Here is a 23,934-nt window from a genome sequence, read left to right on the forward strand (position 1 = left end):
ATGGAAAAACTGTTGCATTATCCTAGCAAATGTTGCCAAGGAGAATTAAATTAGCGCTACAATAGCGGGGTATCAAGCAATGCCAAGCATCGCTCCGCCAGGGCCCCTACCCCGCCCTGATCATCAGCACGCATTTTTTGAACAGGATGACTGGCGCTGCCGGGCCCGATTACGCTCCCGGCACGGCCACCACACACGCACCATGTCCGCAGAAAAAACCATTACTGAAACCAGTTCCTACGGCAAGGAAACGCCCGTGGGACGTCCCGACATCGATGGCCGCGCCGGCATTTTCGTGCCCACGGCGGAATTTGACATCGAGAACACCACCACCATCCGCAAGGGCGCCGGCATTGTCGGCTTCGGCAACCTCGATGGCACCCTGACCGTATATTTTGAAGCGAACCGCTTCGACGAAAGCAATCTGCACAAATGGGAACACAAGGCGCGCAAGGCGTATGACCGCATGGTCATGGGCGCGCCCACGGTGTCGAAGGCGAAGATCGACGCACGCATGCTGGAACAGGTGGGCATCATCGACGGCATGGGCATCAATCTCAAGCATCCGGAACGCCTGACGCACTGGCTGGCGATCTCGAACGTGCCGGACACGGCGCCGGAAGAGCCGGTGCTGCGCTGGAAAAACCGCTAAGTAATCCTCAGGAAATTATTGTGAAGTTATGACGAACAGAACCGGATGCTATGCAAGGCGCCCACTGCGACGCAGTGCGAGCACTGCTAGCAGTGGGCAACGCCGCAGAGCGCCGGTTATGGAAGTCAGAAATCGCAATAATTTATTGAGGGTTACTCCGGCGGCCGGAGAGCGAGGCAGGGCGCCAGGCACGAGGTGTTGTCCTACATCGCGGCGGACATTCATCCGATGCCCAAAAGCATCAACTCAACCTATGATGAAAGCCTGACCACCCACCTCACACCACTCAGGAGTACGACATGTCCCGCCTCATCCCGATCAGCTTTGGCGCCTTGCAAATAGGTCTGGCAGCGGCGGCGATGTATATCCTGTGCTCGGCGGACGTGCTGCACCAGAGTTCGGTATATTTCCACTGATTCCGCTGCGCGGCGCTGCTTGTCATCGCCAATGAGAAAGCGCGCCAGAAAGACTACGCCCCGCGTCTAGCGGCGGCCGTGGTAACGTCCATGCCCGCCCCAGCCGCCGCGGTGTCCACCGTAGCGTCCAAAGCCAAACACGAAATCGAGCCCGATCGATACGGGCGGATTATAGTAATACGGTTGCGGTGCGTAGACGGGCGCCGGCACATACACGGGCTGCTGCACGTACACCGGCTGCTGCTGCACGTAGACGGGTTCATTCGTGTATTCCACGCGCGGCGCGCTCATCACGCGGCCCGGCTGCACCGGCTCGGACGAGACCGTATGCCATTCATAGGGATTGTAGGCCCCCTGTGGCGCGCGCGAACCGTAATACGCGGGCCCGGGCGGCGCCACGGCGCAGCCACCCAGGGCGGCCAGCGAGATTACTGCCAACAGGGTTTTCATCGCAATTCTCCTAATGTGTACTACCTTAATTAAGTACTATAAGAAATTACGCCGTGCTTTGCTGCGCTTTTACCGATTGTTACACCCCGACGCACGCCGCAACATGAAACGTGGCAATGGCGCCACAAGCAGCCCGCGCGGCATATTTCCTCAGATAAATGGAATGTCGCAGCTGTCGATGGCCTTGCCGGCCACATCGTAGCGCTGCACGCACACCTGGTAGCGCACGCCATAATCGAGCTCGACCTGCTCGACCTTGCCATACTTCAATTTCCAGCTGGGCTGCACGCGCTGCTTGCCCGCCAGTGCCGCCACGTCCTGCGGTATCGCCATCGCCGTCTGCGTCTCGCCCTGGCGCGCATCCTGGCGCCGCGCCACGTCGATGGCCACGCTCACGGCCAGGTCCACGCCGCCGTCCGCATAGCTCAGCGTCGGCGCGCCGCGCTGCGCACGCATCACGCCCCAGGCGCAAGGTTTGCCGCCGGCCTCGCATTGCTTCAATTGCGCCAGCGGGAAATATTCAGGGGCAATCTTGCCATCCTTGATAGGCCAGCTGGTGCGCACGCCGTCGCGCTTGCCCGTCAGCGGATTGTCCCAGCTCAAGCTGTTGACGACGGCGACGGTCTGCCCCGCCTGCAAGCCCACAGGCGTGCCCAGTGTAGCGCAGGCGGAAAGCAGCAAGCCGGTGGCCGCCAGGGAGGAAAGTGTCAGGATGCGCTGCATGATAAGCCTCTTGTGGTGAGAGATCCCGAAGGTATGTTTCGAGGGTAACAGAATCGGGGGCGACAGCGCCGTTGGCTGGCGCACATAACAATACGGGCGGCACCCTCGCAGGCGCCGCCCGTAGCGGACAGGCGATTGCGGGAGCCAGGCTCCCGGCAATGCGTGGATCAGTCCAGCTTCCAGGCGTAATCGACCTTGGTCCAGGTTTGCGCAGCGGCGCCATCCTTGGTGCCCGGCTTGAACTTGCATGCAGACAAAGCCTTGATGGCGGCCTTGTCCAGGTTCTTGAAGCCGCTGCTCTTCTCGATTTTCGAATCGGCAACGCTACCGTCGGCATTGACCAGGAAGGACATCGAGACGGTGCCCTGCTCTTCGTTCATCAGCGAGGCTTTCGGATAGTCGGCCTTGCAGTTCTTGGCATCGAACGACGCCGGCACCTCAGCCGCGAAGGCGGCGGAAGAAACGGACACCAGCAAGGCTGCTGCAACACTCATCAAACGTTTATTCTCAAACATGTGCTTCCCCATGATTATCAGATACGGTAATTACAATTTCCTGTGCGCTGTTGACCGCGCTTAAAACTCTTCCCATTCGTCATTGCTGCTCGCTGCCGCCGCCTTGCGCGGTGCCGCGGCGGCCGCGGGTGCGGCCGCTTCCACCTTGCGGGTCAGCGACTTGACCGGGCGCAATGCGGGCGCCGGCTTGCGTACGGCAACGGGGGCGGTGGCGACGGGGGCCGGCACATATGCCGCCGGCTTCTCTTCGCCCTCGACCAGTTTGAAGATGCTGACGACGTGGGCCAGTTCGGCCGCCTGGTCCTGCAGGCTTTGCGCCGCGGCGGCCGCCTGCTCCACCAGGGCCGCATTTTGCTGCGTCATGCCATCCATCTCGATGATCGACAGGTTGACCTGTTCGATGCCGGCGCTCTGTTCCTGGCTGGCGCTGGCGATCTCGCTCATGATGTCGGTAACGCGGCGCACGCTGTCGACCACTTCGCCCATCGTCACGCCGGCCTGGCCCACCAGGCGCGTGCCGCGTTCCGTCTTCTCGGCCGAATCGTCGATGAGGATCTTGATTTCCTTCGCGGCGCCAGCGGAGCGCTGGGCCAGGTTGCGCACTTCGGACGCCACCACGGCAAAGCCGCGGCCTTGTTCGCCGGCACGCGCCGCTTCCACGGCCGCGTTCAGCGCCAGGATATTCGTCTGGAAGGCGATGCCGTCGATCACGCCGATGATGTCGACGATTTTCTTGGCCGACTCGTTGATCGAGCTCATGGTGTCAACCACTTGCGACACCACGGAGCCGCCCTTCAGGGCCACGTCCGACGCGGTGGCGGCCAGCTTGTTGGCTTCGCGCGCATTGTCCGCATTCTGTTTCACGGTCGACGTCAGCTCTTCCATCGCGGACGCCGTTTTTTCCAGCGCGCTGGCCTGCATTTCCGTGCGCGACGACAGGTCGATATTGCCGTCGGCAATTTCACGCGATGCCGTGCCGATGGTTTCCGTACCGACGCGCACCTGGCCGACGATGCCCACCAGGCTGTTGCGCATTTCCTTCATTTCCGCCAGCAGGCTGGAATTGTCCGATGGCTGGGTGTGGATGCCGATCGACAGGTCGCCATTGGCGATGCTGCCGGCGATCGATGCCGTGTAGTCCGGCTCGCCGCCCAGCTGTTTCAGCAGGCCGCGCGTGATCACCAGTGCCGCCGCCACGCCCATCGCCACGGCCAGCACGCCGAGGATGATCATGAACAGGCGCGCGCTGTCGAAGGCCTTGCGGGCATCCGATTGCATCTGCTCATTGAGCTTGTCTTCCAGCACGGCCAGTTGCTCCAGCGCTTCCATCCATTTTTTCTGTACCGGGCGGATTTCCTTGATCATCACGCGCGTGGCGCCTTCCGCATCGTTGGCCATCCACAGTGCGGATGCCTTGGCGATGGCCGGCATGGCGGCCGCTTCGTATTCCTTGATCGAAGCGAGCAGGGTCTTTTCTTCGGCAGTCGACTCGATGGCGAATTTCTCCTCGAGCTTCTTCTGCGTTTCCTGATAAGTGCTGGTCTGCGTCTTGATACGCGCCATTTCCGGCTCCATATCGCCCGCGTCAGTCATCAGGGTGAGGATGCGCAGCGAGGTGATGCGGTCGCTGACGTTGCCACGCATATCGATCACCAGGCGGGTGACGACGTTGTTGACATTGATCACGTGATCGAGACGCTCCTGGATTTGCGCCATGCGCGCGATGCCGAGGACGGTCACGGCCACCAGCAGAACCAGTACCAGGGCGAAACCCAGGCCCAGGCGGGTACCAACCTTCATTTTTGCTAAATTCATTTCGGCTCTTCGTAAATGAAACTATTGATAAGGATTTTTGCCCGGCACGACAAGACGAAGGCTGCGGTACACCGGTATCCGCCCTTACCCATTGGTATGCTGGCGGTATCCGGCCGCACGCAGCCTGGGGTACTTCCTGGTCCTTCGCCAGTCCTGAAACTGCCAGTGACTGCGAATGCAAACTTGCTCCACACGCTGAATTTTTGACACTGATGATATGAGATCAACATCAAACATTCATATGAGAAATATTTGTCTATAATCAATTATAGGTGTAAATTTTGCCTCAAAGCAAGCAATAAGTACCTGAATAAATGGCAGATTAACTTTCTTCGGGGAAATGGCAACAACGCCGATTCTTGCCTCTTAGAAATGCCCCATCGCAGTGCGGGCGTGCGCCGAAACAGCGCATTTACAACACATGGCGTAGCCATATTGCATCGTTTTGGAGGAGGTGCTCAGAGGAAGGGGGAGGACGGACAATACCAGTACGCAGGGGCACCGGTATAGACAAGTTGGATCAGCTGTCCCAGCTGCAATGCATCACATAGGCGTGGCACTCTGTGCCGAAGACAAAGACGCTCCAGATGGCGCCCAATTGTCCGCCCAGGCTGCGCTGGCTGGACAATACCAGTTGATACCAGCGGGGCTCGCCGCCCAGCAGTTCGGCCAGTTCGCGCTCGAAACCGTCATATAAACGCACATCGAGCGGCTGGCGGTCGGCCTCGCTCATGGGACGAAACCGTTCCAGCAACCACTGGCGTGGCGTGCAGGCGATGCCGCGGCACACCACGCTCTCGAGCGGCTGCAAGGACAAGCCCTCCGGCGCGATCAGCAGCACGCGGCACAGCGCGTCGAGCGAGGCCTGCGGCGCGACGGGTCCCAGGTACTCGCAAAGAAACAAGCTGCCGTCATCCTTCAGGGCGCCGACGGCCAGCAAGTAGCCTTCGATCACGCGCGCAAGGCCGTGGCAGTCGCCGCTCATCAGGCAGGCAGCGACAGGCGCGCCGCCGCTTCCAGCAGCAAGCGGGGGTCGCCCGACGCCAGCTTCTTCGAGTCGGACAGGGTCTGGCGGAAGCCGCGCGCGCCGGGCAGGTTTTGCATCAGGCCCAGCATGTGGCGCGTGACGCTGTTCAGTTTCAAGCGCCCCGCTTCCTTCTCCAGCTGCGCGCTGATGTACGGAATCATCGCCTCGAGCACCTGCTCGCGCGTTTTCACGGGCGCGTCATCGCCGTAGTAGCGCTGGTCGAACTGCGCCATCACGTAGGGGTTGTGGTAGGCCTCGCGGCCCAGCATCACGCCGTCCAGATGCTGCAAATGCAGGTCGATCTCGTCCAGGGTCTTGATGCCGCCATTGATGATGAACTCGAACTGGGGAAAATCACGCTTCAGACGATAGGCGTAATCGTATTTCAGGGGCGGCACTTCGCGGTTTTCCTTCGGGCTCAGGCCTTTCAGGATGGCGTTACGCGCATGCACGATAAACGTCTTGCAGCCGGCATCGGCCACGGTACCGACGAAGTCGCGCACGAAGTCGTACGATTCGCTGTCGTCGATGCCGATGCGGTGCTTGACCGTGACGTCGATGTCGACCACGTCGCGCATGGCTTTCACGCAGTCGGCCACCAGTTGCGGTTCGGCCATCAGGCAGGCGCCGAACGCGCCTTTCTGCACGCGCTCGGACGGGCAGCCGCAGTTCAGGTTGACCTCGTCGTAGCCCCACTGCTGGCCCAATTTCGCGCTGGTGGCCAGGTCTGCCGGATCGCTGCCGCCCAGCTGCAGGGCCACCGGGTGCTCTTCCTCGTTGAAGCGCAGATGGCGCTCCACGTCGCCGTAGACGAGCGCGCCCGTCGTCACCATCTCTGTGTAGAGCCAGGTGTGACGCGTGATTTCGCGGTGGAACTTGCGGCAATGGCGGTCGGTCCAGTCCATCATCGGGGCGACGGACAGGCGGCGGGAAGGCAAAGAAGAGGAAGTCATGGTGTCTACAAAAAAACAGGAGCTGCAAATGACAAACCCGCTGCGCGCCTCACCGGTGACGGAAAGGCGGAGCAACGGGCTTGAGCGCGGCATGGCCCGCAGGCCATGCTCTACAACAGATTACGATTCACGCGACGCTTTTTTACGCTCGTGCTCTTTCAGGAAGCGCTTGCGCAGACGGATCGATTTCGGCGTGATTTCCACCAGTTCATCGTCCTCGATGAATTCGACCGCGTATTCCAGCGACATCTGAATTGGCGGCACCAGGCGCACCGCTTCGTCGGTACCCGACGAACGCACGTTGGTCAGCTGCTTGCCCTTGATCGGGTTGACGACCAGGTCGTTGTCGCGCGAGTGGATACCGATGACCATGCCTTCGTAGACCGGGTCATTGTGCGACACGAACATGCGGCCGCGGTCTTGCAGTTTCCAGATCGCGTAGGCAACGGCGGCGCCGTCATCTTGCGAGATCAGCACGCCGTTACGACGGCCGGCCATTTCGCCACGGGTGTTGTCGACCGGTGCGTATTCATGGAACACGTGGCTCATCAGGCCGGTACCGCGGGTCAGGGTCATGAATTCGCCCTGGAAGCCGATCAGGCCACGCGCAGGGATCAAATACTCGAGACGCACGCGGCCCTTGCCATCCGATTCCATGTTTTGCAGGTCGCCGCGACGACGGCCCAGTTCTTCCATGACGCCGCCCTGGTTGGCTTCTTCCACGTCGACCGACAGGTTTTCAAACGGCTCGTGGCGCACACCATCGACCATCTTGAACACCACGCGTGGACGCGATACGGCCAGCTCGAAGCCTTCGCGACGCATGTTTTCGATCAGGATCGTCAGGTGCAGCTCACCGCGGCCCGACACTTCGAAGATCGTGTCGTCGTCGGTCGGCGCCACGCGCAGAGCAACGTTGGCTTTCAATTCTTTTTCCAGACGGTCACGCAGTTGGCGCGAGGTCACGAACTTGCCTTCGCGGCCAGCCAGTGGCGAGTTGTTGACCATGAAGTTCATGGTCAGGGTCGGCTCGTCGACGGTCAGCATCGGCAGCGCTTCAGGCGTATCCACGGCGCACAGGGTCGAACCGATGCCGATTTCGTCGATACCGTTGATCAGGCAGATGTCGCCGGCAACGGCTTCGTCCACCAGCACGCGCTCCAGGCCCTTGAAGTTCAGCACCTGGTTGATGCGGCCCTTGATCGGGGTTGCGCCTGGGCCATTGATGACCAGCACGTCTTGACCAACTTTAACGGTACCGCGGTTGACGCGGCCAATGCCGATCTTGCCCACGTACGACGAGTAGTCCAGCGAGGTGATCTGCATTTGCAGCGGGCCTTCCGGATTGTCGTCACGTACTGGAACGTGTTCCAGGATGGCGTCGAACATCGGCTTCATGTCGCCGCCGCGCACGTCTTCGGTCAGGCCGGCATAGCCGTTCAGGCCCGAAGCGTAAACGATAGGGAAATCCAGTTGCTCGTCGGTTGCGCCCAGCTTGTCGAACAGTTCGAACGTCTGGTTGATGGCCCAGTCCGGGCGCGCGCCTGGACGGTCGATCTTGTTGACGATAACGATAGGCTTCAGACCCAGTGCCAGCGCCTTGCGCGTGACGAAACGGGTTTGCGGCATCGGGCCTTCCTGTGCATCGATCAGCAGCAGAACCGAGTCCACCATCGACAGAACACGTTCCACTTCGCCGCCGAAGTCGGCGTGGCCTGGGGTGTCGACGATATTGATGTGGGTGCCTTCGTACTCAACAGCGCAGTTCTTCGACAGAATCGTAATGCCGCGCTCCTTTTCCAGGTCGTTCGAGTCCATGACTCGGGTGTCGACCGCTTGGTTTTCACGGAAGGTGCCGGACTGGCGCAGCAGCTGATCCACCAGCGTGGTTTTGCCGTGGTCAACGTGGGCGATAATGGCGATATTACGAATTGCGCGTTTTGTATTTGACATGGTCGTAGTAGTTACTGAAAAACTGCGGAGTGCGTACAAGATGTACGAGATACCCGAATGCTAATCTATTTCCGGAACCGCGTAGTATAGCATGTTGCGTTGCAACGCTATCTAAAAATGCTGGCGGCTCCCGCAGTCGGGGACGGATTGTTTAAAAAAGCGACACTGTTTGAAGAGTGTCGCTGGGTAATATGACGTTGCTGTGACTTATTGGTGTGCAGTCGCGATCAGGCGTTCCGGCGCCAGGATGCTGTACTCCTGCAACTGGCCCGTGCCCAGCAGCTTGCTGTCGTGATACACGCGCACCCTGCCCGGTTCGGCCGGCACGATGACGTCTTCCTTGCCCAGCGCGATGCGCTGGCCGTGCAGGAAACGCTTGGCCAATTCTTCCGTCAGCTGGACGGCGGGGAAGCTCGACAACAGAGCATCGACGGGCGCCAGCAGACTCAGCGGCGCGGCATGCGCCGTCAGCTCGTCCAAGGTGACGACGCCGTCCAAGGTCAGGCTGCCCACCTGCGTGCGGCGCAAGGCGTTCAGATGACCGCCGCAGCCGAGGGCATGGCCGATGTCTTCGCCCAGCACGCGGATATACGTGCCCTTGCTGCACATCACGGACAATTTCAGGAACGGGGCTTCGTAGCCGAGGAACTCGAGCTTGTGGATGGTCACCGGGCGCGCTTCGCGCTCCAGGGTGATGCCCGCCCTTGCATACTCATATAAGGGCTTGCCGTCCCTTTTCAAGGCCGAGTACATGGGCGGCGTCTGCAGGATCGGCCCGCGGAACCGCGCCAGCACGGCTTCGATCTGCTCCGGCGTCACATTCACGTCGCGCGTTTCCAGCACTGCACCTTCCGTGTCGCCCGTATCCGTCGTCTGCCCCAGGTGCACCAGGGTTTCGTAGGTCTTGTCGGCTTCCAGCAAGTCCTGCGAGAACTTCGTCGCCTCGCCAAAGCACAGCGGCAGCAAGCCCGTGGCGAACGGATCCAGGGTGCCCGTATGGCCCGCTTTTTTCGCGTTCAGGACGCGCTTGGCCTTGATCAGGGCATCATTGCTGGACCAGCCCACAGGCTTATCGAGCAGCAAGACGCCGTCGACCAGGTCGCGCACCCGCTTGATGCCGGGCGGTTTCTTCGGACCCGCCACTGTTATTGCTCGTCCGCTTCTGGTTTGACATCCGGCTCGGCGTCGGCCGCGCGCGTGGCGTTGGCCTTGTCGATCAGGAGCGACATTTCCATGCCGCGCGAGGTCGAGCTGTCGTGCACGAAATGCAGCATCGGCAGGGTGTGGATGTGCAGGCGCTTGCCCAGCAAGCCACGGATGAAGCCGGCCGCGGCCATCAGGCCTTCGGTGGTGTTCTTGATGGCTTCCTTGCTGTCTTTCAACATCGTGAAAAACACCTTGGCATGCGCATAATCGGGGGTGATCTGTACTTCGGTGATGGTGATCATCGTACCCACGCGCGGGTCCTTCAATTCGTAGGCGATGATTTCGGCCAGATCGCGCTGGATCTGGTCAGCCACGCGCAAGCCGCGCGCCGGCATGGTTTTGCTATGTTTAGCCATGATATAAGTGCTGTCCTAAGTGCCGCAGGGCGCATGGGTCAAACGGTTGCCCGTTGACCAATGCGCCCCACGTGTTTGCGCGGAAAACGATATGTCCGCGCCATTACTTCTGTGATTACAGGGTACGAGCGATTTCCTGGACTTCGAACACTTCCAGGGTGTCGCCAACCTGGATGTCGTTGTAGTTCTTCAGCGACAGGCCGCACTCCAGACCGGCGCGAACTTCTTTCGCATCGTCCTTGAAGCGTTTCAGGGAGTCGATCTCGCCGCTCCACACCACGATGTTGTTGCGCAACAGGCGAACGGAGGAAGCACGCTTGACCACGCCATCGGTGACCAGACAGCCGGCAATCGCGCCAACCTTCGAGACCAGGATAACCTGGCGGATCTCGACCTGGCCGATGACGGTTTCGCGTTTCTCTGGTGCCAACATGCCCGACAACGCCGATTTGATCTCGTCGATCGCATCGTAAATGATGTTGTAGTAGCGAATGTCCACGCCATTCGACTCGGCCAGCTTGCGTGCCTGGGCATCAGCACGGGCGTTAAAGCCGATGATGACCGCTTTCGAGGCGACTGCCAGGTTGACGTCCGATTCCGTGATGCCGCCGACAGCGGCATGAACCACTTGTACGCGCACTTCGGAGGTCGACAGTTTCTGCAGCGAGCCAACCAGCGCTTCCTGCGAACCTTGCACGTCGGTCTTGATGATCAATGGCAAGTTTTTCACTTCGCCTTCGGCCATCTGGTCGAACATGTTTTCCAGTTTCGCGGCTTGCTGTTTCGCCAGCTTCACGTCGCGGAACTTGCCTTGACGGAACAGACCGATTTCACGCGCCTTGCGCTCGTCAGCCATGACGACGACTTCTTCACCGGCGACCGGCACTTCCGTCAGACCCTGGATTTCGACCGGAATCGAAGGACCCGCTTCAGCGATGGCTTTGCCGTTCTCGTCCAGCATGGCGCGAACACGACCATACGAAGAGCCCGCCAAGATCACGTCGCCGCGGCGCAAGGTACCCGACTGCACCAGGATCGTCGCGACAGGACCACGGCCCTTGTCCAGACGCGCCTCGACCACCAGGCCGCGCGCTGGCGCATCGACCGGTGCCGTCAGTTCCAGCACTTCGGCTTGCAGCAGCACTTGCTCCAGCAAGTCGTCGATACCCTGGCCCGTTTTGGCCGAGACCGGCACGAATGGCGATTCGCCACCGTATTCTTCCGGCACGACTTGTTCGGCGACCAGTTCCTGCGTCACGCGGTCAACGTTGCCGCCTGGTTTGTCGACCTTGTTGATCGCCACCACCAGCGGTACGCCAGCTGCTTTCGCATGGGCAATCGCTTCTTTCGTTTGCGGCATCACGCCATCGTCGGCGGCCACCACCAGAATCACGATGTCGGTTGCCTTGGCGCCACGGGCACGCATCGCGGTAAACGCTTCGTGGCCCGGGGTGTCGAGGAAGGTGATCATGCCGCGTGGCGTATCGACGTGGTAAGCGCCGATGTGCTGCGTAATGCCGCCCGCTTCGCCGGATGCCACCTTGGCGCGACGGATGTAATCAAGCAGCGAGGTCTTGCCGTGGTCGACGTGACCCATGACGGTGACCACCGGCGCGCGTGGCTTGGTTTCGAAGTGCGCGTGTTCGCCCACGTCGGCCAGCAGCGCTTCCGGATCGTCCAGTTCGGCGGCGAACGCCTTGTGGCCCATTTCTTCCACCAGAATCATGGCGGTTTCCTGGTCCAGCACCTGGTTGATCGTGCACATCTGGCCCAGTTTCATCAAATGCTTGATGACTTCGGATGCCTTGACGGACATTTTGTGTGCCAGTTCGGCCACGGTGATCGTTTCCGGTACGTGCACGTCCTTGACGACGGCTTCCGTCGGTGCCTGGAAGTTCGATTCACGGTCGTCATGGTGCGTCGGGCGACGGCCCTTCGCGCCACCGCGCCAGCTGTCACGGCCGCCTGGGCCGCTGTTGCCGCGTGGCTTAGGACCACCGGTGGTGCCGCGTTTTTTCGCGTCATCGGACCAGGTGGACGACACATTCGCCGACTTGATGGATTTCTTGTCTGCGACAGCAGGCTTCTTGTCGCCCGGCTTGTCGCCAGGTTTCTTGTCAGCAGGCTTATGCAGGGTGCCTTCCGGCGCCTTCGGCTTGACGGGAACCGGTACGGGTTCCGGTGCCTTGATGGCGCGGCGTGGCGCGTTCATCATGGCCTTGATCTGGGCGACTTCGTCGGCAACGGCCTTGCGTGCGCGCTCGGTGGCTTCCGCTTTATCGGCGGCTTCCTTGGCGGCAACAGCAGCGGCGGCGGCTTTCTTCTTCGCTTCTTCGGCGGCGGCGGCTTTTTCGCTTCGGCGGCGGCGTCGTCAACGACAGGCGCAGCAGCGCTGACAGCAGGCGCGGCGGCAGCCTTGGCGGCCGCTTTCTTCGCTTCCGCTTCAGCTTCTTTCTTCGCAGCCAATTCAGCCTGTTGCGTGGCTTTCGCCTGGGCTTCTTTTTCCGCGTCGAGTTTGGCCAGACGTTCCTGCTTTTCGCGCAGATCGGCTTCCTGGCGGGCGATCAGTTCAGCCTGTTTACGGGCTTCTTCTTCACGGCGCGCCACGTCGGCGGGATCGATCACCGGTGCGGCAGGCGCGGCCGGTTCTGCCGCGACCGGCGCAGCTTCGTCACGCTGGACGAAAGTGCGTTTCTTGCGCACTTCCACCTGGATCGTGCGCGATTTGCCGGTGGCGTCTGCTTGCTTGATCTCAGTCGTTTCCTTGCGGGTCACGGTGATTTTTTCTTTTCTGTGTCAGCCGCTGCGCCGTGTGTGCGGCGCAGATGATCCAAAAGCTTGTCCTTATCATCTTTCGACAATGGATCTGACGTCGAACTTTTCTCGACGCCGGCAGAACGCAGCTGCGTCAGCAGCAAATCTGCAGGCATCTTCAGTTCGGTGGCAAATTGGGCTACGTTGTTACTCGCCATTCAGTCCTCTTTTCTATGTGTCGCGGAGATGATAAAGATACTCAAATTAAGCCTTTGCGGATTCGGCCAGACTCCATGCCTTGGCTTGCAACGCCTTGGCACGATCGTCGTATTTCGAGTCAACCAACTTCATCTCATCGTCGGTCACATCTTTAAATTCACTTGTAATCAGTTCACGCGCACGGTCCGCAGACAAGGCCAGGATTGCGCCAAATTCGTCGTATGCCAGTGCTGCAAATGCTTCAACGGTCTTGATACCAGCCAGACCCAGCTTGCCGGCGGTGATGCGATCCATGCCTTCCAGATTCACCAACGCCTCGTCCATGCCTTCCAGACCCTCTTCCGAAGCAATCGCTTCGGTCACGAGCGCATCACGCGCACGGGTACGGAGTTCATTGACGGTATCTTCGTCAAACGATTCGATTTCCAGCATTTCGGAAATTGGCACGTAAGCGATTTCTTCCAGACTGGCGAAACCTTCTTCCACCAGAATATCGGCCACTTCCTGGTCGACATCGAGCTTTTCCATGAACAGGATGCGCACGGCAGCCGTTTCCTGGGCAGCTTTGTCAGCCGATTCTTCGGCCGTCATGATGTTGATCTTCCAGCCGGTCAGGTCCGAGGCCAGGCGCACGTTCTGGCCGGAACGGCCGATCGCGATTGCCAGGTTTTCTTCATCGACGACGACATCCATCGCGTGTTTCTCTTCGTCAACCATGATCGACGACACGTTCGCCGGCGCCAGGGCGCCGATGACGAACTGCGCCGGATCTTCCGACCACAGCACGATGTCGACGCGTTCGCCGCCCAACTCGCCGGTGACGGCCTGCACGCGCGAACCGCGCATGCCGACGCAGGTACCGATCGGGTCGATGCGCTTGTCGGCCGTGTAGACGGCGATCTTGGCGCGCACGCCGGCATCGCGGGCTGCGGATTTGATTTCCAGCATGCCTTGCTCAATTTCCGGCACTTCCAGCTCGAACAGCTTCATGATGAATTCCGGCGCGGTGCGCGACAGGATCACCTGCGGGCCGCGCATGTTGCGGTCGATGCGCAAGATGTAGGCACGCACACGGTCGCCGATACGCAGATTCTCTTTCGGGATCATCTGGTCGCGTGGCAAACGTGCTTCGATCTTGCCCGATTCGACGATGGCGTCGCCGCGTTCCATGCGCTTGATGGTGCCGGTGACGAGCGAATCGCCGCGTTCCAGGAAGTCGACCAGGATCTGTTCGCGTTCGGCGTCACGCACGCGCTGCAGGACCACCTGTTTGGTATCCTGGGCGAAACGGCGGCCGAATTCGACGGATTCGATCGGTTCTTCGATGTGGTCATCGACTTCGATATCGGGAATCTGTTCTTTTGCCTCGAAATGCAGGATCTCCTGATCCGGCAATTGCAGGCCCGCTTCATCGGGCACCACGTGCCAGCGGCGGAACGATTCGAATTCGCCCGTTTCGCGGTCGATCGAAACGCGGATGTCTACTTCACCCTCATACCGTTTCTTCGTGGCTTGCGCCAACGCGAATTCGAGGGCGCCGAAGACGACATCTTTATCGACGTTTTTTCGCGCGCCAGCGCGTCAACCAATAATAAAACTTCGCGGCTCATGCTTTGCGTCCCTTAAAAACCACCTGCGGCACCAAGCGTGCCTTATCCACATCGGCGAGCGTAAACTCCAACATCGCCGGACCATCCTTACCTTCAAATTCCAACGACAATTTATCGCCCACGGGTTCTTGCAAGATTCCCTGGAACGATTTCCGGTTGTTCGTACCCGGCATCGCCACCATCAGCTTGACGATGATTTCCTGGCCTGCGAAACGGACAAAGTCTTCCAGCTTGCGCACCGGACGATCGAGACCCGGGGAAGAAATCTCGAGGCGCTCGTAAGGAACGTTCTCTACCGTCAACACATGCGATAACTGGTGACTCACCGTGGCACAGTCTTCGACCGTGATCGGACCTTTTTCAGCGGCATCGGCGGCGCTGAAATCAATAAAGACGCGCAGCAGCCCGCGCTCGGCACGTTCGACATCAACGAGCTCATAGCCCAGACCAGTGACTGTCTTTTCAATTAATCCCAACTGCTGCAAGAAATTCTCCAGAAAAAGGCCTGTTTTCGGCATCGCGGCACTGAAACAGGGCCGGCGGCATGCAAAAAAACACGCACAAGTCATATATGGCGCCTTGCCGGCGCCATCACAAACGGTTCAACAAAAAAAATGGGCATCTGCCCATCTTCTTGTATTTCCCCAACCAGATGAAAGCACTCCCCACCAAACAACCCTGCGGAGAACTTTTATTAGGCTGCAGATTATAACCTCTTATTAACTTCGCCGCAATGCCGCACACGAGGAGCGGCCCGGCTTACAACAGTTACAAGAGCGCGCACCCGCCGCAGATCGGCGGGCGCGCAAGAAGAAACTCTTCCCGATTAACCTTTGCTGCGGCGGCGCGGCATGCCGTCCATGCCGCCACGATCCATGCCCCCACGCGGCTGGCCGCCGGAACGCGCTTGCCCACCGGCACCACCGCCGGCATTGCGGCGCGGCCCCGTGTTGGCGAAGCCGAATGCCGTTTGCAGCGGATCGGGCTGGCGCGGACCGCGCTGCGGCGCGCGGCCTTCGCCACCCGGACGGCCCTGGCCCTGGCCTGCCGCACGCGGCGGACGGCCCTGGCCTTGGCCTTGCGCGCCTTCGAACGATGCCGACGAGCGCGGCTGGCCGCCCTGGAACGGACCTTGCGGCTGGCCGCGGCCCGGACCACGCGCGTCGCCTGGACGGCCGGCGCCGCCTGGGCGGCCCTGGCCTTGCGGACGGGCAAACTGGCCGGCAGGCTGGCCACGGCGCGGCGCGACGGGGAACGGATCGGCGTTGCGGTTGCTCACATCGATGCGGTTGCCATTCGGCTCGTCATCGCGGCTGGCCTTGCGCGCTTCGCGGCCCTTGGCGGCGCCAGCGGCACGGGGATCGCCCGAAGGCGGCATTTTCTTTTCGATGCCGTAGGCGGCCAGCAGGTCGCGCACGGTGTTTTCATCCATCTCTTCCCAGCGGCCGCGCTTCAGGCCGCTCGGCAGGGTCATGGCGCCGTAGCGGGTACGGATCAGGCGCGACACGGTCAGGCCGATGGCTTCGAACATGCGGCGCACTTCGCGGTTGCGGCCTTCGCCGATCACCACGCGGTACCACTTGTTGATGCCTTCGCCGCCGCCATCGGCGATCTTCGAGAACTGCGCCATGCCGTCTTCCAGCTCGACGCCGGCCAGCAGCTTCTGGCGCATGCCCTCTTCCAGCTCGCCCAAGGTACGCACGGCGTACTCGCGGTCGATGCCGTAGCGCGGGTGCATCAGGCGGTTGGCCAGATCACCGGAGGTGGTAAACAGCAGCAGGCCTTCCGTGTTGAAGTCGAGGCGGCCAACGGCCAGCCACTTGCCGGCCTTCATGGTCGGCAGGCGGTCGAAGACGGATGGACGGCCGTCCGGGTCATTGTGGCTGACGATCTCGCCGGCCGGCTTGTGGTACACGAGCACACGCGGCGGCTTCTTGCTGACGCGGCGCTGGATCAGCTTGCCGTTGATGCGCACATGATCGCTCGGCAAGATGCGCTGGCCGATGTGGGCCGGTTCGCCATTCACGGACACGCGGCCCGAAATGATCAGATCTTCCATGTCGCGGCGCGAACCGAGACCAGCTTCGGCCAGCACCTTGTGCAGCTTCGGCGCATCGTCGTCGGACGTCAGGTCGCGGCGCACGACCGCTTTCTGCATGCGGCCCGTGCCGCCCTCTTCGCTGTCGAACGCGTCGGAGGTGACGAACGAGAAGACGGCATCAGCGTCGCTGAGCTTGCCCGGCGCAGCTTGGCGGCCCTTGCCCTTTTTACGGCTCTTGCCCGCATTCTTGCCGGCGCCCGGCACGTCGTTGCGCGGACCGCGCGGTGCGCGTGGTGCGGAAACGAGGTTGCCTTCGGCATCGAACACGTCGGCGACAGGCGCGGCAGCCGGCGCTGCGGCAGGTGCGGCATCGGCGGCCTGCGGCGCTTCGGCGCGCGGCGGCTGGCGCAGTGCGCGTTCGGCCTGCACGCCGCGCATCTGGCGCGGACCGCGGGTCGGGCGTGCTTCGGCCGGCTTGTCGGCGACGGCTTCCGGTGCTACCTCAGCGACAGCGGCAGCGGCCTTGGCGGCGGCGCGGGCGCGCGGCGGACGCGGTGCCGGGGCGGCAACCGCCTCGGCAGCCGCTTCGGCGGCGTCGGCAACGGCCTTCAGGGCCGGCTTGGCGCGGGTTTTCTTGGCCGCTGGCGCAGCTTCAGTTTCAGCAGCGACGACGACGGAGGATTCAGCAACTGAGTCGGCGGCCACGTCGGCTTTCGCGCGGCGCTTCGGCTTGGCGGCGGCGCTGTCGCCGGCAACGGCAGCAGCAGCCGCATCGGCTTCGATCTGGGCCTTGGTGCGGCGCTTGGGCTTGGCAACGATGGCTTCGTCGCTGGCGGTGACTGTCTCGGGTGTGTTCGGATTATTCATTCTTCGTTTCTTGGCTGTGCTGACCTGGCGCAGCGTCAACCGTTAGTTCTGGCGCAGGGTCGTGAGTATAGGCTTCGTCCGTGGGCGAAGCATCGGGGCCGGCATCAAGGCTTGCTGTCACATCTACATCTGTCACAGCCGTATTGCTACCTGCACCAAGCTGGGGGACAAGCTCATTGCTTGCCTTGTCAAAATTTTCCTGCAGGGCCGCTTCCAGGGCTTCAAGCCCGTTGCCCTGCATCTCGCTGATTTGCTGCAAAGGCGGCAGCTGGGACAGCGATTGCAAACCCAGATCATCCAAAAACTGCTTGGTGGTGGCCAGCAAGGCCGGCCGTCCCACCACGTCGCGGTAACCGATGGCATCGACCCAGCCACGGTCTTCCAGCATCTTGATCGTCTGCGAATTGACGGCAACGCCGCGAATCTCCTCGATATCGCCGCGCGTCACCGGCTGGCGGTAGGCGATGATGGCGAGGGTTTCCAGGGTCGCCCGCGAATACTTGGGCGGCCGCTCGGGCGTCAAACGGTCCAGATACATCTTCATTTCCGGGCGGCTTTGAAAGCGCCAGCCTGAAGCCAGACTGACGATCTCGATGCCGCGCCCTTCCCACTCCTGCCGCAACTCCTCCAGCAACTGCTTGATCGTGTCGGCACCGACGCCGACGCCGCGCACGCGACCGTTCTCGTCCGCATCGACGAACAGCTTCTTCAAGCTGTGGATCGTCAGCGATTCACGAGCGCACAGCAACGCGGTTTCGAGGACTTTTTTAGCCTCAATTGTATTCATAGCAATTCTGTGCGGATGTGTGTTGCAATTCGTATGCAGAGAAAGAAATCAAAAACGTTCATTTCAACGTAACAGAGGGCAGACATCGATGATGACGCCGTGCTGGGTTACTAGTTGAGGCTGTTTTTCCGACGCCTTGGCCGATGCGCGCAAAGCGGGATTAAAGCGGATGCAGTGAAAGTCCTGCCATCCATGGTGCTGGCCTTAATTAACCTTCACTAAGTAACCAGCAATGAAACGATCTCCGGAGCAGCTGCTTTCCTGTGGCGGCGAACCAGCCAGACGGGAAAGCGACAGTCGTCGTTTCATCCAACGATGCCAATTGTACCTGATAAAAAGCGGAAAAGCGCAAAACCGGGCAAAACACGCGTTTTACCCGGTCCTGGCACGACACATCGCCCGCTGCCCGCATCACAGGGAGGCGAGTTTCTCCGAGAGAATGGCCGATGCACCCAGGAAAGCTGGGTACTGCGCCGTGATGACGAAGGTCGGCACTTGCGACACGTAGTTGGCGAAGCGGCCCTTGCGCTCGAAGCGGGCGCGGAAACCGGAGCGGTCGAAACGCGCCCCCAGGCGCGGCACGATGCCGCCGCCGATATAGATGCCGCCCAACGCGCCCAGAGTGACGGCGACGTTGCCCGCCACGGTGCCCAGCATGCAGCAGAACGCTTCGATGACGTCGTCGCACAACTGGGATTCGCCGGCCAGCGCGCGGCGCGTGATTTCCGCCGCCGGCAAGGCTTCGGCCGGCACGCCGGCGCGGTCGGCCAGGGCGCGGTAGATCAGTTCCAGGCCGTCGCCGGAAATCAGGCGCTCGGCCGAGACGTGCTCGTATTCACGCCAGGCAAATTGCAGGATGCTCACTTCCGTTTCATTGAACGGCGCAAAGCTGACGTGGCCGCCTTCGCTTTGCAGGGCGATCCAGCCGCCGTGCGAAGGAATCAGGCCCGACACGCCCAGGCCCGTGCCGGCGCCGATCAGGCCGATGGCCGTGTTCGGTCGGGCCGTACCCGCGCCCACCTGGTGCTTCTGTTCGCTCGACAGCTGCGGCAAGGAACGCGCCAGGGCCGTGAAATCGTTGACCACGTCCAGGGTCGTGAAACCGCACTCTTCGCGCATGGCGCGGATCGAGAACGACCAATGGTGGTTCGTCATGCTGAGGAAGTCGCCGTCGACGGGGTTGGCAATGGCGATCACGGCATGGCGCACGGCTTGCCCGCCTGCTGCGGCGATGTGCGGCAGGGCCAGGTAGGCTTGCAGGGCGGCGGACAGGCTCGGGTAATCGGCACAGGGCAGCACTTCCACCAGGGTGATGTGGCCGGCGGCCACTTCCAGGGCGAAACGGGCATTGGTGCCGCCCACGTCGGCCAGCAGGCGCGGTCCATCGGCAAAGGCGGAAGTCGGCAATACGGGGGAAGACGAAGCGCTCATGATTTTAAATGATGAAGTGGGACGCATGGGACGCCAAGCTTAAAGGATGAATGCGCCCGGAGGCAAGCAAAGTTTGTAGTTTAAGTACATCAAAACAAGCCTTTATTGGTAGTTCCACTCCAAATGCAACAGGCAAGGCTAAAGTTGCTCGCAAACAATGATTTATAGTAAGTACTTGCACTCGGCGGGCGCACGAAAATTATGTTGCACAGCAGCAGGAATCGCCTGAAAACAAGAGTATGCCGCAGTTTGCGCAAAGCCGCTTTGTATGGGGCGGCGCAGGCGTGGCGCTGCCGTCCCGGTGGCCCGGCGACGGTGTTTTCGTATTATTACTACCGGTTTTTACTGATCAGGAAGGCAAGCCTTCGCCCAGCAGGCTGGCGGGCGCCGGCTGGTCCGAGCGGTAGGCCGCGTTCCACGCATCGAGGCCGCCATGCAGGGGCTTGGCCCGGTGAAAGCCGTGCTGGTGCAGCAGCTTGGCCACTTGCGCGGCCGTCACGTCGTTGGGACAGCTGCAATACACGATGATGTGGCGGTCCTTGTCCATGGCGATCATGGCGGGCACGGGCTCCTTGCCATTGAAGAACAAGGCGCCCGGCACGGCCGGTTCCAGCGCCTGCGCCGTGGCGCTGCGCGCGTCGACCATCAGCGGCTCCTCGCCCTGCTCTATGAGTTCCAGCAATTCATCGATGCCGATGCGCTCGATCTGCAAGGCCTGGCGGAAACGCCGGCGCTCCAGGTATTTATACAGCAGGAACAGGCCCAGCAAGGTGGCCATCATCAGCAAGGCCGTGCTGCCCATGGTGCTGAGCAAATCGAGCACCTGCTGCACGCTGGCGTGGAAGATCACGCCGACGACAATGCCCGTGCCGCTCCACAGCAAGGCGCCCAGACCCGCGTACAGGAAGAACAGGCGCGGCGGCGTGCCCAGCGCGCCCGACATCGGCGCGGCCACGGTATTGAATCCCGGCACGAACTTGGAGACGATCAGGGCTTTCGGGCCCCAGCGCTTGAATTTGTCTTCCGTCTGGCTGACGCAATAATCGGGCGACAGCGAGATGCGGCACAGCAGGCGCAGGATGCGCTTGCCGAAATGGCGGCCCGCGCGGAACCACGTGAAGTCGCTGATCAGGCAGGCGCCCAGCGCGGCGGCCAGCACCAAGCCTCCATTCATGTCGCCATCGACGGCCAGCGCGCCCGCCACCACAAGGATGGGAAAGGCGGGAATCGGCAGGCCGAGCTGCTCCACCAGCACGATGCCAAAGACAATCAGGACACCGTAATGTTCGAGCAGATAAATGAGGTTGGGCATGGCCGCTATCTTACCGTAAAAAGCCCCTTACAACTGCACGCCCTTCGGTATGGCGCTGAGCAGGGTGCGCGTGTACGGATGCACAGGATTGCGGTACAGCTCGTCCGAATCGGCCAGCTCCACCACTTGCCCCTTGTGCATCACCATCACCTGGTCGGCGATGTATTTCACCACCGATAAGTCGTGCGAGATGAAGATGTAGGACAGGCCGAATTCATCCTGCAAGTCCTGCAGCAGATTGAGTACCTGCGCCTGCACGGACACGTCCAGCGCCGAGACGGATTCGTCGCACACCAGAATTTCCGGCTGCATGGTCAGGCAGCGGGCAATGGCGATGCGCTGGCGCTGGCCGCCCGAGAACTCGTGCGGATAGCGGTGGAAGGCCTGCTCCGGCAGGCCGACTTTATCGAGCAGCCAATAGGCCTTGGCGATGCGTTCCTTGTCATCGGCGCCGATCTTGTGGATGCGCATGGGTTCCAGCAAGATCTGCCCCACCGTGAAGCGGGGATTGAGCGAGGCATACGGATTCTGGAAGATGATCTGGATGCGGCGTTTATAGGGCAAATACTCCTTGTTCGGCATGGCAATCATATCCTTGCCATGGAACATGGCCGTGCCGCCCGTCGCCTGGTGCAGGCGCAGCAAGGTCAAGCCCACCGTCGTCTTGCCGGAACCGGATTCGCCCACCACGCCCAGGGTTTTTCCACGCGGCAAAGTGAACGACACGTCCTTGACGGCCTGGAATTCGCGCTTGCCGAACAGGCCCTCGCGCGTATAAAAGCTTTTACTGAGATTATTCACCACCAGCACCGGCTCGTCGCCCGGCGTGTAGCCGCGCGTGCGCTGTTTCACCTCGACGCCGGGGCCGGCCTTGCCTTCCATGTAATCGGCAATGACGGGCAGGCGCCACGGGCGCTCGTCCAGCGAGGGGCGGCAATGCAGCAGGGCTTTCGTATAACTGTCTTGCGGCGCCTCGAATACCTGGCGTACCTCGCCCGTCTCGCGCACTTCGCCGTGGCGCATGACGATCACCTGGTCGGCGATCTCCCCCACCAGGCCCAGGTCGTGGGTAATGAAGAGCACGGACATCTGGTGTTTCTTTTGCAGCGCCGCGATCAGGTCCATGATCTGCTTCTGGATCGTCACGTCCAGCGCCGTCGTCGGTTCGTCCGCGATCAGCAGTTTCGGTTCGCAGGCGATCGCCATGGCGATCATCACGCGCTGCTGCTGGCCGCCCGACATCTGGCTCGGGTAGGCGTCGATCTTCGTGGCGGGGTCGGGTATGCCCACTTCCTCCAGCAATGCCAGCGTGCGCGCACGCGCCTGCCTGCGGTTCATGCCCATGTGCTGGCGCAATACCTCAGCGATCTGGAAGCCGACGGTGAAGACGGGGTTCAGCGACGACATCGGCTCCTGGAAGATCATCGAGATATCCTTGCCGCACATGGTGCGCCGCTCGGCGATCGACAGTTGCAGCAGGTCGCGCCCGCCGAAGTGGATGCGCGATTGCGGATCGATGATGGTGCTGTCAGGCGGCAGCAGGCCCATCACGGCCAGGGAGCTGACGGACTTGCCGCTGCCCGACTCGCCCACCAGGGCCACGGTGCTGTTGCGCGGCACGTTGAACGAGATGCCCTTGACGGCTTCGAACGTGGTCTTCTTGTCCAGGCGGAAGGTGACGCGCAGGTCGCGCACTTCCAACAGGTTATTCTGGTCCATGAGCAACTCCTATTTCACTTTGGGGTCGAGCGCATCGCGCAAGGCATCGGTAAACAGCGAGAACGCCGTCACCAGCACGGCCATCGCCGTGGCGGCGGCCGTCAGCTGCCACCATTTGCCCAGGATCAGTTCATTTTGTGCCTCGTTGAGCATGCTGCCCCACGAGACGGTGCCCACCGGCACGCCAAAGCCGAGGAAACTCAAGATCACTTCCGCCTTGATGAAGCCCACCACGAGAATGGACATTTGCACCAGCGCCACGTGACTCACGTTCGGGAAGATGTGCGAGAACATCTTGCGCCAGTGCGAGGCGCCGATGGCGTCGGCCGCCATCACGTATTCGCGCGCCTTGTGCTTGATGTATTCGGCGCGGATCAGGCGGTATGGCCCCGTCCAGCCCGTCAAACCGAGGATCAGCACGATGGTCAGCACGCCCTTCTGCTGCAGCACGGCCGCCACCGTCAAGATCATCAGGATCGACGGAATCGAGGTGAAGATGCTGTAGAACCAGTTGAAAAAGTCATCGACGATGCCGCCGAAGTAGCCGGACACGGCGCCAAAGATCGTCCCCAGCACGACGGCCAGCAAGGCCGCCACCAGGCCAACGACGATCGACGTCTCGCCGCCCTTGATGGTTTTCTGCAGGATGTCGTGGCCCCACTTGTCGGCGCCGAACGGCAAGGTTGCCGCCTTGTGCGCGATCAGCTTTTTCGTCTTGCCCATGCCGGCGCGCAAGGCCGTCAAGTCGTCGGCCAGCGGGTCCGTCACGCCGTACATCTCGACGCCGGCCGATGGGTTGCTGCCCATCTGGGCGCGCAGTTCGGCGATGTCGTCGGCCAGCGGGTCGAGCACGTTGACGGGTGTCGGCGCGCTGCGCTCGTCGGCATGGGGAATGGCGCCGTCGGCGGCGCCGGCCACATCCTTGTCGGCACCGACAAACGTGGGCGGCGCATAGCTGACGGCCACTTCGTCTTCCCAGTTCGCCGCCACCAGGCCGCTGGCGGAGGCCAGCACCAGCAGGAAAAATGCGCCGACCACGGCCAGCGATACCATTGCAATCTTGTCGCCGCGCAAACGGCGCCACGCCAGGGCCCACAGGCCGGGCGATGTATGAGGTTTCGACATCGT

Annotated in this window: 17 protein-coding genes and 2 pseudogenes; 1 reads left to right on the top strand and 18 read right to left on the bottom strand. The window is 61.4% G+C overall.

The features are described from left to right. Window positions 1–202 precede the first annotated feature (202 nt). Window positions 203–652: a hypothetical protein gene (locus ACRHIG_RS28610; protein WP_489628707.1), complete on the top strand. Its 450-nt coding sequence runs from the start codon at window positions 203–205 to the stop codon at window positions 650–652. Window positions 653–1,134: 482 nt separating this feature from the next. On the opposite strand, the gene ACRHIG_RS28615 is transcribed toward ACRHIG_RS28610, so the two are convergent. From ACRHIG_RS28615 to ACRHIG_RS28700, 18 genes and pseudogenes are all read right to left on the bottom strand, one after another. Then, the gene (locus ACRHIG_RS28615) at window positions 1,135–1,518 is read right to left on the bottom strand and encodes a hypothetical protein (protein WP_489628708.1); all 384 of its coding nucleotides are present in this window, start codon (window positions 1,516–1,518) and stop codon (window positions 1,135–1,137) included. Between the two features lie 150 nt (window positions 1,519–1,668). Then, window positions 1,669–2,241, bottom strand: coding sequence for a hypothetical protein (locus tag ACRHIG_RS28620; protein WP_489628709.1), 573 nt, complete (start codon window positions 2,239–2,241; stop codon window positions 1,669–1,671). A gap of 167 nt (window positions 2,242–2,408) precedes the next feature. Then, window positions 2,409–2,756, bottom strand: a complete 348-nt coding sequence (locus ACRHIG_RS28625; RefSeq protein ID WP_230538705.1) for an energy transducer TonB — start codon at window positions 2,754–2,756, stop codon at window positions 2,409–2,411. A gap of 60 nt (window positions 2,757–2,816) precedes the next feature. Beyond that, a complete protein-coding gene (locus ACRHIG_RS28630) occupies window positions 2,817–4,556 on the bottom strand; it encodes a methyl-accepting chemotaxis protein (protein WP_489630890.1) in 1,740 nt (579 codons plus the stop codon). 535 nt (window positions 4,557–5,091) lie between these two features. Beyond that, the gene (locus ACRHIG_RS28635) at window positions 5,092–5,556 is read right to left on the bottom strand and encodes a hypothetical protein (RefSeq protein WP_489628710.1); all 465 of its coding nucleotides are present in this window, start codon (window positions 5,554–5,556) and stop codon (window positions 5,092–5,094) included. Further along, a complete protein-coding gene (gene dusA / locus ACRHIG_RS28640) occupies window positions 5,556–6,551 on the bottom strand; it encodes a tRNA dihydrouridine(20/20a) synthase DusA (protein ID WP_092798209.1) in 996 nt (331 codons plus the stop codon). The genes ACRHIG_RS28635 and dusA overlap by 1 nt, the downstream gene beginning before the upstream one ends. Before the next feature lie 120 nt (window positions 6,552–6,671). Then, a complete protein-coding gene (typA, locus tag ACRHIG_RS28645) occupies window positions 6,672–8,504 on the bottom strand; it encodes a translational GTPase TypA (protein ID WP_475416400.1) in 1,833 nt (610 codons plus the stop codon). 207 nt (window positions 8,505–8,711) lie between these two features. Then, entirely contained in the window at window positions 8,712–9,647 is a 936-nt protein-coding gene (gene truB / locus ACRHIG_RS28650) for a tRNA pseudouridine(55) synthase TruB (protein ID WP_489628711.1), read from the bottom strand. Window positions 9,648–9,649: 2 nt separating this feature from the next. Then, window positions 9,650–10,066, bottom strand: coding sequence for a 30S ribosome-binding factor RbfA (rbfA, locus tag ACRHIG_RS28655; protein WP_076569135.1), 417 nt, complete (start codon window positions 10,064–10,066; stop codon window positions 9,650–9,652). Window positions 10,067–10,181: 115 nt separating this feature from the next. Then, a pseudogene (infB, locus tag ACRHIG_RS28660) lies at window positions 10,182–13,038 on the bottom strand (translation initiation factor IF-2). A 46-nt stretch (window positions 13,039–13,084) separates the two neighbouring features. Further along, a pseudogene (gene nusA, locus ACRHIG_RS28665) lies at window positions 13,085–14,649 on the bottom strand (transcription termination factor NusA). Continuing rightward, window positions 14,646–15,134 carry a ribosome maturation factor RimP gene (gene rimP, locus ACRHIG_RS28670; protein ID WP_035828693.1) on the bottom strand — a complete coding sequence of 163 codons (489 nt, stop codon included), beginning with the start codon at window positions 15,132–15,134 and terminating at the stop codon, window positions 14,646–14,648. Before rimP ends, nusA begins: the two are co-directional and overlap by 4 nt. 341 nt (window positions 15,135–15,475) lie before the next feature. Continuing rightward, on the bottom strand, window positions 15,476–17,557 hold the full coding sequence (rluB, locus tag ACRHIG_RS28675; protein ID WP_489628712.1) for a 23S rRNA pseudouridine(2605) synthase RluB: 2,082 nt from the start codon (window positions 17,555–17,557) through the stop codon (window positions 15,476–15,478). Continuing rightward, window positions 17,550–18,344 carry an SMC-Scp complex subunit ScpB gene (scpB, locus tag ACRHIG_RS28680; protein WP_489628713.1) on the bottom strand — a complete coding sequence of 265 codons (795 nt, stop codon included), beginning with the start codon at window positions 18,342–18,344 and terminating at the stop codon, window positions 17,550–17,552. Before scpB ends, rluB begins: the two co-directional genes overlap by 8 nt. Before the next feature lie 411 nt (window positions 18,345–18,755). After that, complete coding sequence (locus ACRHIG_RS28685; protein WP_070219236.1) at window positions 18,756–19,775, bottom strand: glucokinase; 1,020 nt, start codon at window positions 19,773–19,775, stop codon at window positions 18,756–18,758. A 349-nt stretch (window positions 19,776–20,124) separates the two neighbouring features. Beyond that, window positions 20,125–21,087, bottom strand: a complete 963-nt coding sequence (locus tag ACRHIG_RS28690) for a VTT domain-containing protein (RefSeq protein ID WP_489628714.1) — start codon at window positions 21,085–21,087, stop codon at window positions 20,125–20,127. Window positions 21,088–21,114: 27 nt separating this feature from the next. After that, on the bottom strand, window positions 21,115–22,806 hold the full coding sequence (locus ACRHIG_RS28695) for an ABC transporter ATP-binding protein (RefSeq protein WP_489628715.1): 1,692 nt from the start codon (window positions 22,804–22,806) through the stop codon (window positions 21,115–21,117). Between the two features lie 9 nt (window positions 22,807–22,815). After that, complete coding sequence (locus ACRHIG_RS28700) at window positions 22,816–23,931, bottom strand: ABC transporter permease (protein ID WP_489628716.1); 1,116 nt, start codon at window positions 23,929–23,931, stop codon at window positions 22,816–22,818. Between the last annotated feature and the right edge of the window lie 3 nt (window positions 23,932–23,934).

The sequence above is a fragment of the Janthinobacterium sp. C22 genome (assembly GCF_057919405.1).

What these genes read in the sequence shown, in the direction of transcription:
- ACRHIG_RS28690 (WP_489628714.1), bottom strand. Translation starts at nt 21,087, where the DNA reads ATGCCCAACCTCATTTATCTGCTCGAACATTACGGTGTCCTGATTGTC.
- ACRHIG_RS28625 (WP_230538705.1), bottom strand. Translation starts at nt 2,756, where the DNA reads ATGTTTGAGAATAAACGTTTGATGAGTGTTGCAGCAGCCTTGCTGGTG.
- rbfA (WP_076569135.1), bottom strand. Translation starts at nt 10,066, where the DNA reads ATGGCTAAACATAGCAAAACCATGCCGGCGCGCGGCTTGCGCGTGGCT.
- scpB (WP_489628713.1), bottom strand. Translation starts at nt 18,344, where the DNA reads ATGAATACAATTGAGGCTAAAAAAGTCCTCGAAACCGCGTTGCTGTGC.
- typA (WP_475416400.1), bottom strand. Translation starts at nt 8,504, where the DNA reads ATGTCAAATACAAAACGCGCAATTCGTAATATCGCCATTATCGCCCAC.
- dusA (WP_092798209.1), bottom strand. Translation starts at nt 6,551, where the DNA reads ATGACTTCCTCTTCTTTGCCTTCCCGCCGCCTGTCCGTCGCCCCGATG.
- rluB (WP_489628712.1), bottom strand. Translation starts at nt 17,557, where the DNA reads ATGAATAATCCGAACACACCCGAGACAGTCACCGCCAGCGACGAAGCC.
- ACRHIG_RS28700 (WP_489628716.1), bottom strand. Translation starts at nt 23,931, where the DNA reads ATGTCGAAACCTCATACATCGCCCGGCCTGTGGGCCCTGGCGTGGCGC.
- ACRHIG_RS28615 (WP_489628708.1), bottom strand. Translation starts at nt 1,518, where the DNA reads ATGAAAACCCTGTTGGCAGTAATCTCGCTGGCCGCCCTGGGTGGCTGC.
- ACRHIG_RS28620 (WP_489628709.1), bottom strand. Translation starts at nt 2,241, where the DNA reads ATGCAGCGCATCCTGACACTTTCCTCCCTGGCGGCCACCGGCTTGCTG.
- ACRHIG_RS28610 (WP_489628707.1), top strand. Translation starts at nt 203, where the DNA reads ATGTCCGCAGAAAAAACCATTACTGAAACCAGTTCCTACGGCAAGGAA.
- ACRHIG_RS28630 (WP_489630890.1), bottom strand. Translation starts at nt 4,556, where the DNA reads ATGAAGGTTGGTACCCGCCTGGGCCTGGGTTTCGCCCTGGTACTGGTT.
- ACRHIG_RS28635 (WP_489628710.1), bottom strand. Translation starts at nt 5,556, where the DNA reads ATGAGCGGCGACTGCCACGGCCTTGCGCGCGTGATCGAAGGCTACTTG.
- ACRHIG_RS28695 (WP_489628715.1), bottom strand. Translation starts at nt 22,806, where the DNA reads ATGGACCAGAATAACCTGTTGGAAGTGCGCGACCTGCGCGTCACCTTC.
- ACRHIG_RS28685 (WP_070219236.1), bottom strand. Translation starts at nt 19,775, where the DNA reads ATGAGCGCTTCGTCTTCCCCCGTATTGCCGACTTCCGCCTTTGCCGAT.